The organism is Ureibacillus suwonensis (assembly GCF_042655065.1).
Classification (GTDB): Bacteria; Bacillota; Bacilli; order Bacillales_A; family Planococcaceae; genus Ureibacillus; species Ureibacillus suwonensis.
Map to the genome: position 1 here is coordinate 1 of NZ_JBHSNQ010000010.1, position 17,005 is coordinate 17,005.

Annotated in this window: 10 protein-coding genes; 3 read left to right on the top strand and 7 right to left on the bottom strand. The window is 44.8% G+C overall.

Annotated features, from left to right (window positions below; translation table 11 throughout):
• Nucleotides 1-320 precede the first annotated feature (320 nt).
• The 7 genes from ACFPOH_RS01090 to ACFPOH_RS01120 all read right to left on the bottom strand — a co-directional run bounded on the left by ACFPOH_RS01090 (nucleotide 321) and on the right by ACFPOH_RS01120 (nucleotide 11,175).
• The gene (locus tag ACFPOH_RS01090; RefSeq protein ID WP_390308618.1) at nucleotides 321-3,047 is read right to left on the bottom strand and encodes an S-layer homology domain-containing protein; all 2,727 of its coding nucleotides are present in this window, start codon (nucleotides 3,045-3,047) and stop codon (nucleotides 321-323) included.
• Between the two features lie 748 nt (nucleotides 3,048-3,795).
• Nucleotides 3,796-4,515: a WecB/TagA/CpsF family glycosyltransferase gene (locus tag ACFPOH_RS01095; protein ID WP_342470281.1), complete on the bottom strand. Its 720-nt coding sequence runs from the start codon at nucleotides 4,513-4,515 to the stop codon at nucleotides 3,796-3,798.
• 262 nt (nucleotides 4,516-4,777) lie between these two features.
• Entirely contained in the window at nucleotides 4,778-6,049 is a 1,272-nt protein-coding gene (locus ACFPOH_RS01100) for a nucleotide sugar dehydrogenase (protein WP_342470282.1), read from the bottom strand.
• 318 nt (nucleotides 6,050-6,367) lie between these two features.
• Nucleotides 6,368-7,939 (bottom strand): hypothetical protein, encoded by a 1,572-nt coding sequence (locus ACFPOH_RS01105; protein ID WP_390308620.1) that lies wholly within the window; start codon nucleotides 7,937-7,939, stop codon nucleotides 6,368-6,370.
• 228 nt (nucleotides 7,940-8,167) lie between these two features.
• Nucleotides 8,168-9,109 (bottom strand): nuclease-related domain-containing protein, encoded by a 942-nt coding sequence (locus ACFPOH_RS01110; RefSeq protein WP_390308621.1) that lies wholly within the window; start codon nucleotides 9,107-9,109, stop codon nucleotides 8,168-8,170.
• A 395-nt stretch (nucleotides 9,110-9,504) separates the two neighbouring features.
• The gene (locus tag ACFPOH_RS01115) at nucleotides 9,505-10,335 is read right to left on the bottom strand and encodes a flagellin N-terminal helical domain-containing protein (protein WP_390308622.1); all 831 of its coding nucleotides are present in this window, start codon (nucleotides 10,333-10,335) and stop codon (nucleotides 9,505-9,507) included.
• Nucleotides 10,336-10,713: 378 nt separating this feature from the next.
• On the bottom strand, nucleotides 10,714-11,175 hold the full coding sequence (locus ACFPOH_RS01120; protein ID WP_342470287.1) for an IDEAL domain-containing protein: 462 nt from the start codon (nucleotides 11,173-11,175) through the stop codon (nucleotides 10,714-10,716).
• 546 nt (nucleotides 11,176-11,721) lie between these two features.
• Here ACFPOH_RS01120 and ACFPOH_RS01125 point away from each other — a divergent pair.
• The 3 genes from ACFPOH_RS01125 to ACFPOH_RS01135 form a co-directional block, all read left to right on the top strand.
• Nucleotides 11,722-13,278 carry an SWIM zinc finger family protein gene (locus ACFPOH_RS01125; RefSeq protein WP_390308623.1) on the top strand — a complete coding sequence of 519 codons (1,557 nt, stop codon included), beginning with the start codon at nucleotides 11,722-11,724 and terminating at the stop codon, nucleotides 13,276-13,278.
• Between the two features lie 509 nt (nucleotides 13,279-13,787).
• The gene (locus tag ACFPOH_RS01130) at nucleotides 13,788-16,583 is read left to right on the top strand and encodes a DEAD/DEAH box helicase (RefSeq protein ID WP_390308624.1); all 2,796 of its coding nucleotides are present in this window, start codon (nucleotides 13,788-13,790) and stop codon (nucleotides 16,581-16,583) included.
• Nucleotides 16,584-16,809: 226 nt separating this feature from the next.
• Nucleotides 16,810-17,005 (top strand): hypothetical protein (locus ACFPOH_RS01135; RefSeq protein WP_390308625.1); only part of this gene is annotated, 196 nt, incomplete at its 3' end.

The window sequence follows — 17,005 nt, forward strand, 5'->3', positions numbered from 1 at the left end:
TCTAATTTTACAGGCACGATATTGAGTTTTTCCGTTGTCAAAAAAAGAACACCTCCTCTGTAATTGTTACTTTCATCTTACAGGGAGGTGTCATTGATTTATAGGCGTTGTTTGATTTCGGGCTTACCTCGAATTTCCCCTAAGCCATCCGATTACATATTACCAAATAATGTCACTAGAATTTATTCACCAACACCATTTGACAAAGAACCTTTAATTCGGATTGTATACAACCAGAAAAGCCCCGTAGAGATTTCCCTCCACAGAGCTTTTCAGTCATTTAGGGCAATATTCTAATATCACCTAAAATGATTTAATTCTTAGAAATCAACCTTAACAGATTTAGTAGCTACTACAGCACTATTATTATCAAGTACTTTGAATAATACTGTACCGTCATCTCCAGAAGCAACTGATACACCATTTACTACATCATATGGGCCCTCATCAGCAAAAGTACCTAATGTAGAAATTGTAACATAACCTACTTTCACATCAGTAGCATCGTAAACTCCATCTGCATTTTTATCAATGTATAAATCACCAACAGTACCAGCTCCATCAGTTAAAGCTAAACGAACTGGGTGTGCAGAAGCTTTTGTTAATTTAATTCCAGAAATAACTGGATCTTTATCTGCAGCAGTGTAGCTTAAGAAATCTTCATAATTCAATGTTGTAGCATAAGTAGGTGATGGTACATCTTTCAATGTCGCACCCGTTACGTTATATCCAACACTTTCAACAGTTACTTTGAATGTAGCAACAATGTTATTATTAGCATTATTTTTCACGGTAATTGTTGCTGTACCAGTTTCTGTACCAGCTTTTAATACAATAAATCCGTCAGCTGCTAATGCATATTCACCATCGTCACCAATTTCTGCAAGTACATCTGCTTTAGATTGGTTAACTGTTACAGTATAATCTTCAGCATCGTTTTGTTCATCACTTACCTTAACTCCTGCAGAGTTTAAACCTGAGATATCAATTTTAACATATTTATCTGACTGTATATCTAACGTAGCATCTGTAGAAATGTCAGATGCAGTAAGTTCATCTATACCTAAAGCTGTTTTTATAGCATCAACATCATCACTGGAGATATCAGAGTCAACAGCTAAACTGTATTTAGCTAAAGTATCATTATCTGTTACAGTAGCTGTTACTGCTGTAGTGCCAATTTTAGCATTAGCTGCATCATAGAATGTTACTGTATTTGTACCTTTACCATTACCAGTCCCTGTGAATGTTAGTGTTGCTTCCCCGGTTTCATCAGTTGTTTCAGAGATTGATGCAACCGCCTTAGTTTCGTCAGATTGTTTCAACTTTACATTATCAGTAATAGGCATTGGATCGCCATATTGGTCTAATAGCTTAATTTTAGTTGTTGCTGTACCATTTTCAGTTAAAGTTAGTGAAGTTTTATCTGCTTTAATGCTAGCTGGTTTACGAGCAGCATTTGTAACTGTGAATGTTTTTGTGTAAGTAACTTCACCATAGCTTATTGTAATAGTTGCCTTACCAGGACCTTCAGCAGTTAATACACCATCGCTATCTACAGATATTACTGAAACATCTGATGATTTTACAGAATAGCCACTAGTTACTTTTTCTTCTTCAGAACCAGCTTTTACTTTAATTTCTACAAATTTAGCTTTTTCACCAGTTACAAGTGTTGAACTTGATTGATAGAAGTCATTTTGCCATTCATTATCATTTTCTTTATCAATGCCATAGTTTTTTAATGTAGCCGCTGTAATTGAATTAGCTGCTAAATCAAGGTTCTTGATAATAATTGGTGTTAAATCGGATGTAATTACTTCTGAACCTTTTGTAAGGGTTACTTTTACATAAACTGTTTGACCTGCAGTTGGTAGATTTCCACCTAAAATATCAGCTAGTGTTCCATCTGTATCTACATCATTTAAATCAGTTCTTAATTCACCTGTGTCAGCGTTTTTGAATAATGCGTCAGTAAGAGAATTTGTAGCAGCTTTTGTTTTATACGCTTCAAATTTTAACGTGTATCCAGCATTGATTAATTCCTGAGCAGTAACTGATTTACCATCAACTTGAATTGCAACAAATTGATTAGCAATGTCATCATCGTAAGTAGCTTCTACTACAGAAATTTTAGTAGCTTCGATTTTGTAAGTTACGTCAAATGAAGTACCTTTAATAGTTACCTTTGTAGTTACATCTGGAATTAATTGATTATTTAACACTACAGTTGCTGATTTTCCATCTGCACTTGCAGTGAAAGATTTAACTGTGTTATTTTCAACAGTAATATCTTCTGCTGTCAACTTATTTAAGGCTGTACCTGTTACTGTAAGAGTTGTAGCGTTAATCGCACTTACTGATTCAACTTTAACTGGCACTTCGTAGTTGATTGTACGGTTTAAGAATGAAGCGAATTGACCGCGAGTGATTGCGCTTGTTGGGTTGAAGTTTTCTACAACTGTAATACCAGCGTATTCTAAAGCAGTGATTGCTTCAACGTTTTCAGTAGAGAATGCTTTGTTCAAGTCTTTGATGCTAGATGTGAATCCAGCTTCTTTGTAATCTTGAATTAAGTCAATGCCTTCTACCGTTTTGATGGCACGTACTAATACAAGTGCCATTTGTTGGCGTTGCATTGGTTGGCTGTAGTTTAAGTTGCCGTTAGAACCGTTGAATACGCCAGCATCTTTAACTAGTGCTGCGTATTTTACTAATTCAGAGTCAGCTGCGTTTACTGGAAGATCGTTGAAACGTTGTACAGTATTCCAGTTTTCTGGAACTTTGTAGCCTTTAGTTTCTAACCAACGGCCTAATAATTTAACAGTTTGTCCGCGGTTGATTTCAGCGTTTGGTTTGAATGTACCATCTTCATAACCTTTGATGATACCTGCATCTGATAAAGCTTTGATTGCATCTGCATGAGTGTTGCCTTCGATGTCAGAGAAGCTTGCAGCTGAAGCAACAGGAACGATTGCGCTTGCAACCAATGTAGCTGTAGCAGCTGTTGCTACGAATTTTTTATAGTTCTTTGGTTGGTTAGCCATAGAAAGATTTCCTCCTCTTATTTCACATAATATTTTTAGTTATCCTCAAAACATATGAGAACTATAAACTATTACAAATAAAAGTTTAGTAGTCTGCGAATGGGTTGTCAATCTTTTTTTGGAAACAATTCCAATACTGTTACAAGATCGACAAATTCGTGAAAAGGATAACTAAGAATCTCTTATATTATGACATAAGTTATTTGTAAAAAACAACCTCAATCAGCAATTCTCTTATATTTTTTTTAGATTTTTTCATTTTACTAATGTTGGTCCATTTTTTTCATGACATTGGAGATGATTTGCTATTTTTTGCTGATTGGTTCTTTTGTTCCAATCGTTTATTCATGTTCCGTTTCATTCACCCGACACCTAGTATATTGGTGGCTATTTGGATTTATGACCGATTTTTTTGTTGGGGTTGGGATTTATTTGGGTAGGAGTTGGCGCGATCGGATGGATAAAATTTATTCCAACGGAAGCATCTTGTGGCACCGTTTGGATTTTCTTCCTATTATAAGGAAGGGTTGGTGAGCAGGAAAAAGGCCCCAGCAGTGAATTGCTGAGGCCTCTTTCCAGGGCTACCAACCATTTTTTCTTGCAGGGAAAATTTTTCCATCTATTTTGTAGAGGAAATCTTACTACTTACTTCAGTCTAACACCATCAGTGTAAATACACAATAAATTATTACAAAGATTACAAAATAATTTTCTATTGCATAATTTTGTGGAGTTGAGGGAAATGTTGCTAATTCGCTTTTTTGCTGCGGATGACTTCGATTAAAAATTTAGGCAATGCCATTTGTCTCTTGATTCTTTTTGGCTCCAGCATCAACCGGTAAAACCATTCAAGCCCTATTTTTTGGAAAAATTCCGGCGCCCGTTTGACATTTCCTGCGAGCACGTCGAAGGATCCTCCCACCCCTTGATAGATGATTGGGTATAATTGGTCGCGGTTGGCATTGATCCAGTTTTCCTGTTTTGGGCTGCCCATTGCGACAAAGAGGATATCCGGTTTGGCTTCATTGATGTTGGCTACGACTTTTGCATTGTCTTTTTCGTAACCGTGCTGGATGCCGGCGATTTGGATGCCAGGGTAAAGTTCTTTCAGTTTTTCCGCAGCGGATGCGGCAACTCCCGGTTTTCCTCCATATAAGAAAATCCGTTTTTGTTTTTTCGCCGCTTCTTCACAAATGCGCATCATCATGTCGATGCCCGTAACCCTTTCGATGATGTTCCCTTTTTGAAGTTTGGAAGCCAGGATGACACCAATGCCATCAGGAATTTGGAATTCAGCTTCGTTCAATAGTTTTTTGAGAGCCGGATCGTCTTTCGCTTTCATGATTTTTTCCGGGTTGATGGCGACAATGAGTGATTTTTCTTTTTTCTCGATGCGGTCAAAAATCTGCTCGATCAGTTCGTCGTAGGTTTCTGTGTTGACTTGTATGCCTAAAACTGTTTCTTTCATTTCCATTCATCCATTTCGATTGTTTTTTTCCGTTTATCATCATACCAAAAAAAATGAGAATGTACAGAATTTGAAAGTTAAAAATTGGTGACATGGCGTTTACGGGTGTTACACCTTATTTTTGGCACGTGGGTGGAAGGATATGCATTTTGAGGCGGGGGTTATTGCCTTTATACGCGGGAGACTTCATCCGCGGGAGCCCCGTTCCATCCTCTGCACCAAAAGAAAAACGGCAGAGCTTCTACCCTGCCGTATATTCTTCTTATTTATTTTTTGAATCGCCGAGAAGATGGCATTGGAATCCGGCTTCTTTCCATTTTTCGCGATCCAAGCAGTTTTTCGTATCAAGCACGATTTTGTGTTTTGGCGTGATCGTTAATGGGTTGTATTCTTTGAATTCTTTATGGTCCGTCAACACAAGCAGAATGTCCGCACCGTTTACGGCTTCCTCCAAGCTTTGTGTTTGGGTTGGGTGTTTATTTTCTTTAATATGCGGGTCGAAGGAAACGACTTCCAAGCCAAGTTGTTGAAGTTCGTGGATCACTTCCAATGATGGACTTTCGCGCATGTCGTCCACATTTCCTTTGAAAGCAAGGCCAAGCACTGCCACTTTGCCGCCCGCGATTTTATTTTCATTCAAGATTTTTTGCGTTTTTTGGGCTGTGAACAACGGCATGCCATCATTGATTTTGCGCGCAAGGTGGATCATTTGCGCTTTTTCTCCGCCAAGTTCCACTAAGAACCATGGGTCAACGGCGATGCAGTGTCCGCCCACACCTGGTCCTGGGAAGTGGATGTTCACGCGAGGATGGAAGTTCGCATAGTGGATCGCTTCCCAAATGTTGACATCCCATTCTTCAGCCAATTTGGCCAATTCGTTGGCGAACGCAATGTTGACATCACGGTATGTATTTTCCATGACTTTCACAAGTTCCGCTGTTGTGGCATCCGTTAAATGGATAGGGCCTTTCACAAAGAGTTCGTAAAGTTCTTTTGTCATTTCCGCAGATTTTTTATTGATCCCGCCGATGATGCGGCCGTTGTTGATCAATTCTTCAAAGATGCGTCCCGGAATTACCCGTTCTGGTGAGTGGGCAACAAAGAGTTCTGTTCCGATATCCAATCCTGTTTTTATCAGTTCAGGAATCATCACGCGTTCCACTGTTTTTGGCGGCACTGTGGATTCCAGAATGACCAAGTTGCCTTTTCTTACGTAAGGCACGATGGATTTTGTGGCTTCCCGCACGTATTCAAGGTTGGCTGTTTTGTCCGGATTGATTGGTGATGGTACGGAGATGATAAATACATCCGCTTCTTGCGGTGTTGTGGAAGCAGTCAAATATCCTTCATCCACCGCTTTGTTGAGCCGTTCTTGCAAGCCTGGTTCTTCAATATGTAATTTTTTTTCTTGAATGCTTCGAACGGCATTCGGGTTGACGTCTACTCCATGAACTTTGACTCCATGGTTTGCAAAAGTGACCGCTGTTGGTAATCCGATGTAACCTAGTCCGATCACACACATTGTTTTTGTCATGTTAATCGTTACTTCCTTTCAATGTTCCGAAACGGGTGGATGGAGTGTTGACAGTGCTGAGATTTGGTTATGGTTCTTGATGGTGTTGTGAAGGAGCCCAGGATTGTCGGCTCCACTTTGTGTTCCGCGCTTTATTGAGGGAACTTCAAATCCTATGCACTCCACGACCCGTTTGTTTTAGGGTGTATTGATTTAGAATGTTTTATTCGTCGGTTTGTATTGTGTTGAATTTAATCATACGAGTTTTAGTATACAACTTTCACGGGAAACTGTGAATTATTTTCACATTATCTACCGTTTTTTGCTAGGGGAGGGGTATTATTTGGTGCGGAGAGGTCTTTTAGTGCAGATACTTCTTCTTTTGGTGCGGATACTCCCCCTTTTGGTGCGGATGGCCAACCCTTTGGTGCGGTTACTCCTCCTTTTGGTGCGGATGGCCAACCCTTTGGTGCGGTTACTCCCCCTTTTGGTGCGATTGGCCAACCCTTTGGTGCGGTTACTCCCCCTTTTGGTGCGGATGGCCAGCCCTTTGGTGCGGTTACTCCTCCTTTTGGTGCGGATGGCCAACCCTTTGGTGCGGTTGGCCAACCCTTTGGTGCGGTTACTCCTCCTTTTGGTGCGGATGGCCAACCCTTTGGTGCGGTTACTCCTCCTTTTGGTGCGGATGGCCAACCCTTTGGTGCGGTTACTCCTCCTTTTGGTGCGGATGGCCAACCCTTTGGTGCGGTTACTCCCCCTTTTGGTGCGGATGGCCAACCCTTTGGTGCGGTTACTCCTCCTTTTGGTGCGGTTGGCCAACCCTTTGGTGCGGTTACTCCTCCTTTTGGTGCGGTTGGCCAACCCTTTGGTGCGGTTACTCCTCCTTTTGGTGCGGTTGGCCAACCCTTTGGTGCGGTTACTCCTCCTTTTGGTGCGGTTGGCCAACCCTTTGGTGCGGTTACTCCTCCTTTTGGTGCGGTTGGCCAACCCTTTGGTGCGGTTACTCCTCCTTTTGGTGCGGTTGGCCAACCCTTTGGTGCGGTTACTCCTCCTTTTGGTGCGGATGGCCAACCCTTTGGTGCGGTTACTCCCCCTTTTGGTGCGGTTGGCCAACCCTTTGGTGCGGTTACTCCCCCTTTTGGTGCGGTTGGCCAACCCTTTGGTGCGGTTACTCCTCCTTTTGGTGCGGATAGCCAACCCTTTGGTGCGGTTACTCCCTCTTTTGGTGCGGATAGCCAACCCTTTGGTGCGGTTACTCCTCCTTTTGGTGCGGATGGCCAACCCTTTGGTGCGGTTACTCCCCCTTTTGGTGCGGTTGGCCAACCCTTTGGTGCGGTTACTCCCCCTTTTGGTGCGGATGGCCAACCCTTTGGTGCGGTTACTCCCCCTTTTGGTGCGGATGGCCAACCCTTTGGTGCGGTTACTCCCCCTTTTGGTGCGATTGGCCAACCCTTTGGTGCGGTTACTCCTCCTTTTGGTGCGGATGGCCAACCATTTGGTGCGGTTACTCCTCCTTTTGGTGCGGATGGCCAACCCTTTGGTGCGGTTACTCCCCCTTTTGGTGCGGATGGCCAACCCTTTGGTGCGGTTACTCCCCCTTTTGGTGCGATTGGCCAACCCTTTGGTGCGGTTACTCCTCCTTTTGGTGCGGATGGCCAACCCTTTGGTGCGGTTACTCCTCCTTTTGGTGCGGATGGCCATCCCTTTGGTGCGGTTACTCCTCCTTTTGGTGCGGATGGCCAACCCTTTGGTGCGGTTACTCCCCCTTTTGGTGCGGATGACCAACCCTTTGGTGCGGTTACTCCCCCTTTTGGTGCGGATGGCCAACCCTTTGGTGCGGTTACTCCCTATTTTGGTGCGGATGGCCAACCCTTTGGTGCGGTTACTCCCTCTTTTGGTGCGGATGGCCATCCCTTTGGTGCGATTGGCATCCTCTTTAGTGCGAATAGCATTCCCTTTAGTTCATTTGCCTTTTCCAGATGCAGATACTGTTTTTTTCCCTTTTAGCGCTTCCAATGATGTAGTTTCCACTCCCTTTGTAGCAGCATCCATTTTTTGAAATAATCCCTTAATAAATATAAAAGAGCGCACCAATCAAGCACGCTCTTTATCTTACTTCTTCTTGCGCATCATCCTGATTTATTCCAATGCCAAATCATATCTACTATTTCTTGTATTCCCGGTACGTTCTTTGCTGTTAGCTTTCAATATTCTCGTTGCTTCAAAGCGGTTTCTTAATATTAAAAAATCCATGGCTTCTTTAGTAGAAATCGTCTTATCAATCAACATGTAATACTCCCTCAACGCTTTTACATGGGCGTGCATATCCATTTTGTTGCATTTTTCGCAAAGCCATGTCCGCTTCAGGCGTTTCATGGGGATGGCGCCGCAGTTCGGGCATTCGACGCCGCGCAGGATGTCCTTTGGATCAATGTTGTAGTGCTCGGTAAGAGGAAAATGGTTCCAGGATGGTTCTTTCGTATGCCGGATCATGAGTTCCGCCACTTGTTTGGATGGGATGATGTCTTTTTTTGGCAGTGTCCAAATGTGGTTGATGATGCCCCTTCCCATGAGCAGCGGATATTTGGATGGAGGCTTGTCTATGATGGCGTTGGCATAAGGCAATACGATGGCTCCATACATGGGCATTTTCAGTTGATGTTGCTCAAAAAATCGGGTGAGGCCGAAGAGGTATTGGTCGATTTGGGCTTCCGGGCTGCGGTAGATCAATTTCCGGTCTTCTTTTACACAAATCAATTGTGGCGGGTTGTTCATAAATGTCAGTTCACCATTGAGGTTTTTGACTTCCAGGATAAGGCACCAGCCCGGTGAAATCAGCATAATGTCAATTTGGATGTTGATGATGGAGTCAATTGTGACGTTATGGAGGATAAAGGTGTTCTTTGGCAGCTGGTTTTCTGTCAGGATGGTCAATACATGTTTTTCGCCGTTTTCTCCGGCTTCTTGCAAAGAGAGTTCTTCTTCGATTTTCAGGATTTTTTCGTGGCGAGGGCTTAGGCGTTTGCGTAGGGATTCCAGGGCGATTTTGTAAGTGCTGGTTTGGAATGGTTTTATCAGCAAAATTCCACCCCCTCATGCAGTTGAACCGTTCTTTCTTATAAATTAGCAGAAATGAGGGGTTCTAGGAAGTGATTTCCAGAAAATTAATTTTTGGACGGTTTTTTTGGGTGAAAGATAAAATTTGGAGGATTAAGTTGACATAAAAAATGCCTGGCACTTCCAAGAGTATCAGGCATATGCAATCGCCAAGTGAACCTCTTGCCGCCTTGATCAGCAGCAGACATCCATTCGCTGAGGGGGACGCTTCAATCACACGTAAATAGCACCAACCCCCGCATTTCCTCGGCATTCAAAGCAAATGGATCTACTCCAGTTTTCCCAGAATGGCATCGGCCTTGAGGGAGGAATTTAGGGAATCAACCACATCCCCCACTCCCCATAAACGAAACCATCCACTACTTCTTCCCGCCATTCAGCAACATCAAGATCGATTGGGCCTGCTGCATATGAAGGGCGAGGACGTGCTGGGCAGCCATGGCCAAAATGCTTGCTTTCGTGTAGTTCATCATTTCTTTGGCAATGTCTGCATCCCGAATGCGGGATTCGGCGGCCGTCAAGTTTTCCGCCGTATTCAGCACATTATTGTACGCATGTTCCAACCGGTTTTGGTACGCGCCGAGGCGGGCACGTTCACCGGAAACTTGCTTTAATGCCTGATCCAGCGCGCCAATCGCTGCATCGGCGTTGTCCCGTGTCGCAATGTCCAAACCGCCGATTCCAAGGCGATTGCTGTCCACACCGCCGATATAGATTTCCATATATTGACCGGCATTCGCGCCCACCTGGATTTTCAACGGATTGGATTCATAATCGCCGTTCAAGAGGGGGCGTGTGTTGAATTCGGTTTGCTTGGCAATCCTCGTCATTTCCTCTTTCAATTGTTGGAACTCAATATCGATCAATTTGCGATCATCGTCCGTCAGCGTGTCGCTTGCCGCCTGGATGGCCAGCTCCCGCATACGCTGGATGATGGCATGGGTTTCATTGAGTGCCCCTTCCGCCGTTTGAACGAGGGAAATCCCGTCCTGAATGTTTTTGCCCGCCATTTGAAGCCCGCGAATTTGGGCGCGCATTTTTTCGGAAATGGCCAGGCCTGCCGCATCATCCGCCGCGCTGTTGATGCGGTAGCCGGATGAAATTCTCAGAAGCGCTTTATTGGCCATCATCCAGTTTTGATTAAGATTATTGATAATCATCATTCCTGTTGCCCACCATTGCCCGAACATCTTCCCCCTCCTTTTCTTTTTTGGATAAAGTGCCACCGACAGAAATCCTTCAAAACTTTCTATTAAAAACCTCTTTTCTCTACATATCGGCGGATTTCAGAAAAATTCAATATATCGGCAATTCCTTTAAAAAGAATCCCCTCAAAATTCCGAATATTTATCTTTTTCAATGAATAGATTGATTGAGATTAGGTTTAATCGTTTGAAGATTAGGAAATAATGGTTCCATAAGAAGAATAAGGAGGAGTCGGAATGAAACATGTGAAGGCATTTTCGTTGGAAGACGTGGTGTTTGGAATCATTGGATCCGGGATTGCAGTGGGAATCATCTATTTGTTAATTTCGTAAGAGTGCCAGGCACATCAAGTACCCGGCACCTTATTCCATTTTTTTCTTCTTTTCGACCAATTCGTAGAAAAGTTGTTCGTCGCGATTGGAGAGGGCTTCGTCGATGAGGCGATCTAAATTTTGGCTTTCCAATGCACGAATGAGGTCCGCGATTTCCGAATTTTCCTCATGAGGAACGAGATGGATGCTTTCCGACTTATTGGACGCTTCCTCCAAAATCGGTGCCAGATGTTCGTGGATGTTGGAAATCAACAGCAGCTGATAAAGCGGCAGGCGGAGAAACCGGTTTCCGCGCTGGAAAACAAAAATTTCAGAGAGGTTTTCGATTTGCATCGTTTTTAAGTTTACGATAATTTCCTTCCCTTCAATCGGCACAAAATGATACACTTCATTGTCCTTCATGATGGAAAAATATTGATACGCAAACACTAAACGCAACGTTTCGCCCGAGACTTTGGAATAAAACGGTTTCATATATTGGACTTGGATCATCGATATCCCTCCTATTTCACTCATTTCCTTTGACCGAAAGCTTACATCAAAATTTCCCTTTTCCCCGAATTTGAAACTTCCTTAGGTTTTTCCAAAAAAGCCGGTGTTTAATCAATAATGAACTTGAATTTTTTGGAAACCACATGAATTTATATTGTCAAAAGAACAAACTTCCATTCTATGTGCCCGACAAACAACTTATGCCTGAAAGAGATGAATTTTCACGAAACTGCCATGTAAAAATGGTTGTAATCTATCATACGAATTTCCTTTACCTTATATTCCCCAAATTTCATGTTTGAAAGAACTCCATTGGTTGATAAAAATTCATTTTTAGGAAATAAATGGAATCACCAAAGAGGGTTGGCTTCTTATTTCATCTAATATTAATACTATTTTTTATTATTTTATACTTTTTTTCGAAAAATTCATAACATTTTAATCTGTTTTTTTAAATCTGTTCCGCGCAAGTTCAAAGGATTTCCCTTATCAAAGATGGATTGCCGCGGTATAATGGAAAGAAAGACTTTTTTAGGAGCGAATGGAATGGTGTTATCAGTTGCAAATGTGGCCAAAGAGCAAGAAGCATTTATCTGTGAAAAATTGCAGATCATTGCGAGGGAGCTTCATCCTTCCGTCACGGAAGATGAGGAGATCGTTCGGCGGGCGCTTTTTGCCGTCCGGAATCAGGCGGTGGTTTTCCATCGCTATATATCCGTCTTCTCCATTTTGACGACGACGGTCCGGGATGTGCGGGCGGCGGAAGTGATTATCGATTTCCGAGGCAACACAATTTCCTGCTCATGCCCGCAGGAAGGTTGGTGCCGGCATCAGGTGAGCGTGTTGCTGTCGTTATATCAATATATTGATTCCGTGCAAGAATGGGTGAGCAGCTGGCGTTCGAAAAAAACCGTGGATTTGCAAGCCCTCGCGAATATCCGCACCCCTGAAAGCTGGCTGAAAATGGTCGATGAAGTGCTCAGCCACTATTTTCACGGGGATGAAGAAATTCCCGCCTTCATGTACACCAACATCGCGGAGAATGCACTGGAAAAATTGAATAAACAAATGCCGTTCGAACGGGAATGGCAACCGATTTACAAGTTATTTATGGAACTGGCCGTTGTGAATCGATTGTCCCTTCGATTCACGAAAAGCCGCTCTATGGATGAACATTTGCTGGAAAACTTTTTTCATAAAAGATTCCAATCCATCCAAAACATCGTCCATGAAATCCCCGGAACATCCCGCCTTTTTGCAACGGATCTGTTTTTTGATCAAATGCAGTTCCTCCTCCGGGAATTGCTGTTTGAACAGGAAGGCTTCATCAACCGGAAAATGAACCTGTATCTGCTGTTTTGGGATGAAGTGTTTACGGAAAAACGGCGCGCTTTGGAAGAACTGGTGTATTTGCAGGAACAGCGGGAAATGCCTGTTCCGGAAGTGCTCAATGTGTTCTATATTATTTTGAAAAATGATTCCGCAATCGAAGAAAATATCCAACATATCAATCCTGAACATGTGGACATCCATTTGGGGCTTGTGAAATTCGCTTACGCCAAGCAGAACGGACGGGCGGCAGAACTTATTTTGCGGGCCATCCTTCCCCATTTGGAAGCGTTCATCCAAAGGGTGAAGAATGTGTATCGTTCGTCCGTCGTTTCTTCGATTTATTCATTATATGAGCATATCGATTTATCGGAAGATGAGGAAATTTTATTATATTCTTCCTTTGGGAAAGACGGGATTCATCAATATTCCCAATATTTGTTGAAGCATAAGCGTTACGGGGAATGGGTGGCGTTGCAGCAAATGTATCCTTCCTCCATCGAGCATTTGGAGTACAACGGGTTGAAGCAAGTTGCGGAGGAAGCCCCCGCCCTTGTCCTTCCCCTCTACCATTTTTACGCCATGGGGGAAATCAAGGAAAAGTCCCGTTACAATTACAAGCAGGCGGTCCGGATTTGGAAGAAGATGAAAGCCGCGGCGAAAAAAGCGGGCAAAATGAATTTTTGGGAAGACTATATCGCTTCCGTCCGCGATCAATACAAACGGCTGCGGGCTTTGCAGGAAGAATTGGAGAAAGGGAAATTATTGGGATGAGACTATTTGGGATGCTGAGTTCGAGAAAGGAAATTATTCGGATGAAGCACCGGGACGCCGAGTGGAGGAAATATTTGGATAAGGCACCGGAATGCCGGGTTGAAGAAAGGATATTATCGGAATGAGGCGCCGGGATACCGTGTTGGAGAAAGAATATTATTGGAATGAGACACCGGATGCCGGGTTAGGAAATTATTCGGATGAGACACCGGATGCCGGGTTGGAGGAAATATTCGGATGAAGCACCGGAATGCCAGGGTGAAGGAAATATTCGGATGAAGCACCGGGATGCCGGGGTGGAGATAGAATATTTTCGGGATGAAGCACTCGGATGCCAAGTTGGAGAAAGAATATTTTCGGGATGAAGCACCGGGATGCCAGGGTGAAGGAAATATTCGGATGAAGCACCGGGATGCCGGGGTGGAGATAGAATATTTTCGGGANGAATTGGAGAAAAGAAATTATCAGGATGAGACTTTGGAATGCCGAGCTGGAGAAAGGAAATTTCTATGAAAGAGTTGCAAGTTAAACATGCGTTGAACGTCAATCCTTTTGCCAATGTTTATCAATTGACCTTCGAGCCGTTGAAACAGGGATTGTATGCCGTCCGGGCTTTTGAAAACGGAAAGACCATTACCGCCGAAAAGTTCGCATCGGTTTTCTTTTTCCGGTATGAACCGAATTTTTACGGATTGCATGCCGAGATGGACGGGGATGCGCTGATCGTTTCGGCGGTCGAATTGATGGAAGCTTTGTCCCCCGAGTGGAAGCATCCTTTTGCAAAGTTTGAAGGGGCAAGGGCTGAGGATGCGATGTTGCTTGAAAATCTATATGCCGTACAGCCATTGTGGAACAGCCCTTCCTTATGGGATGTGGCGGAAGTGTCCGAGTATGAAACGGGGCCGTCTCTTTTAGTGCATTTGGAAGGCGACCCCTTGCGGAAGGAGCTGCTGACAACCGCCCTTTATCAAAAATTGGGGCAAAACGGCTTGCCCCTTTCCGATGTGCCTTCCTTGCTGCCTTTCTTCAAAGAAGGCGGTTGGCCGCTTCAGCAGGACCGTTCCATCGGCCATTTGACAGTCGCCCTCCGTTTGAATGAACCTGAAGATTCTTCGGATGACTGGGTGCTGGAAACGGTGATTTTATCTTCGGCATCCGCCAAACATTGGACGCCTGCTGCAAGGAAGCGGCATCTCCCAATCCGGGAGGCGCTTCCTGATAAATGGAAAGACTTTGCGGATGAAATCGCGCGAACGCAGAAGCAAATGGTGCAGCTGCTTGGATTGGACGTGGTTTCGGATGAGTCGTTTTTGTATATTCCGTTGGGCGATGCCGAGGTGCGCGCCCTAATCCGGAACGGCTTTGCCAAGTTGACAGCCCTTGGGTTTGAAGTGATTCTTCCTGCCTGGCTGAAAGAATTGAAAAGGACGAAAATGCGGGTCCGCGTCAGTGCGCAAAACGTTCCGAAAAAGTCCATGGCCGGGCTGGATGACATTTTATCCTTCCGCTGGGAGCTTTCCATCGGCGGCGAAAAAATCAGTCCCGAAGAGTTCCGTAAAATCGTGGAGGAAAAACGGGAGTTTGTGCGGATCGGCGATGAATGGTTCCGCTTGGACAGCGATTGGATGGCGAAAGTGCGGGCGTTGATGGACAAGGCGGAAAAAGAAAACTGGACCGTGAAGGAATTGGTGTTCCGCGAGATGCCAGAGGAGCTGTTGAATCCGGAATGGGATGAAGAGGATGAAGACCGGGACGACCCGCTCTTTGCCTTTGAAATGCAGCGTTCGTTGCAGGCGTATGTGAATCAACTGCAGGAAAAGCAAGGGCTGCCTCCTGTGAAAGTGCCAACGTCTTTGAAGGCGACATTGCGGCCTTATCAGCAACAGGGCTATGAGTGGCTTGCGTTTATGCGCACGCAGCAGTTTGGCGCCATTTTGGCCGATGATATGGGGCTTGGGAAAACGGTACAGTTGATCAGTTATTTGCTGTATGTATATGAGTTTTGGCAAGAGAAGAAACCGTCGCTCATCGTTTGCCCGACTTCCGTTTTGGGGAACTGGCAGAAGGAATTGGAACGCTTTGCCCCATCTTTGAAGGTGCACACCCATTATGCTTCAGGGCGTTTGAAGGATGAAGCCTTTCATCAGTTTTTGGTAACGGAAGCGCCGCAAGTGGTGTTGTCCACCTATGGCACGATTTCGCAGGATGTGGCGTTTTTGGAGGCCGTCGATTGGGCGGTGGTGACGCTGGATGAAGCGCAAAATATTAAAAATATGCAGACCCAGCAATCGAAAGCCATCCGCCGTTTGCAAGGCGACCATCATATTGCGTTGACGGGCACGCCGATTGAGAACCGGTTGGCGGAACTGTGGGCGATTTTTGATTTTATCCACCGGGGCTATTTGGGAAGTTACAAGAAGTTCCAAGAGGAATTCATTGTGCCGATTGAACGGGATGATTCGGAACGGCACAAGCAGCTGCTGCGGGCTAAAATCCGGCCGTTCTTGCTGCGGCGAACGAAAAATGATCCGGATTTGATGCTGAATTTGCCAGATAAGCAGGAAACGAAGGAGTTCTGCCCGTTGACGGAAGAACAGGCCGCGCTGTATGAGGGATATATCCAGGACAGTTTGGCGGATTTGGAGAAGCTGTCCCCTTTTGAGCGCAAAGGACGGATTTTGCAGATGCTGAGCAAGTTGAAGCAATTGTGCAATCATCCGGCGCTGTATTTGAAGGAGCCGTTTGGGGATGCAGAAAGGATGCTTTCCCGTTCGGTGAAGTTGAAGCGGATTGTGGAGCTGGCGAAGGAAATTGTCGATGGCGGCGAGCAATGTTTGATTTTCACCCAGTATATTGGGATGGGCCAATTATTGCAGCATTGCTTCTTTGAACTTTATGGCTGGGACGTGCCGTTTTTGACCGGCAGCATGCGCAAGGAGCAGCGGGATGCCTTGGTGGAGGCCTTTCAAGCTGGGGAATTCCCCGTGTTCTTGTTGTCGCTGAAGGCGGGAGGAACCGGATTGAATTTGACGGCCGCAAGCCACGTGCTGCATGCGGATCGCTGGTGGAATCCGGCTGTGGAAAATCAGGCGACGGACCGGGCGTACCGCATTGGGCAGAAGCAGTTTGTGCAGGTGCATAAATTTATCACCATCGGCACGATTGAGGAGAAAGTGGACCAAATGCTGGAGATGAAGTCCTCCTTGTCGGAAGAATTGATTCAGGCAAGCAACTGGCTGACGGAGCTGGATGAAGCGCAGTTGATGGAATTGCTTCAATTGCCTTCAAGTGTGCAGCAGGGATGATGGTGAGGGTTTTTCTGGATGTATGTGGATATAGCGATTTTGCTGGGGTTACATGAAATCGCTGGTATGAGATGCTTGGCACTTTGGAGTTCACTGGACTTTGAAGTGCCGGGCATTTTTTGTGCAGTGGGTTTTTTGATATAAGCTGGGGATCCATGATTTATCTGATCGAGTTGTTCGTAAACGCGCAGGTTAGTGATAAGTGTGGGATTCATCCGCGTAAGGAGTGGCGCTATCTAAGCAAGTTGGGAGTGTATCCGAGCAAGAGAGGGCGTCATCCGAGCAAGAGAAGGAGTTATCCGAGCAAGTGGAGCAGCCATCCGAGCAAGTGAGGGCATCATCCGAGCAAGTGGTGGAGTTATCCGAGCAAGATGAGGGATTATCCGAGCAAGAGAGGGCGTTATCCGAGCAAGATAAGGGCT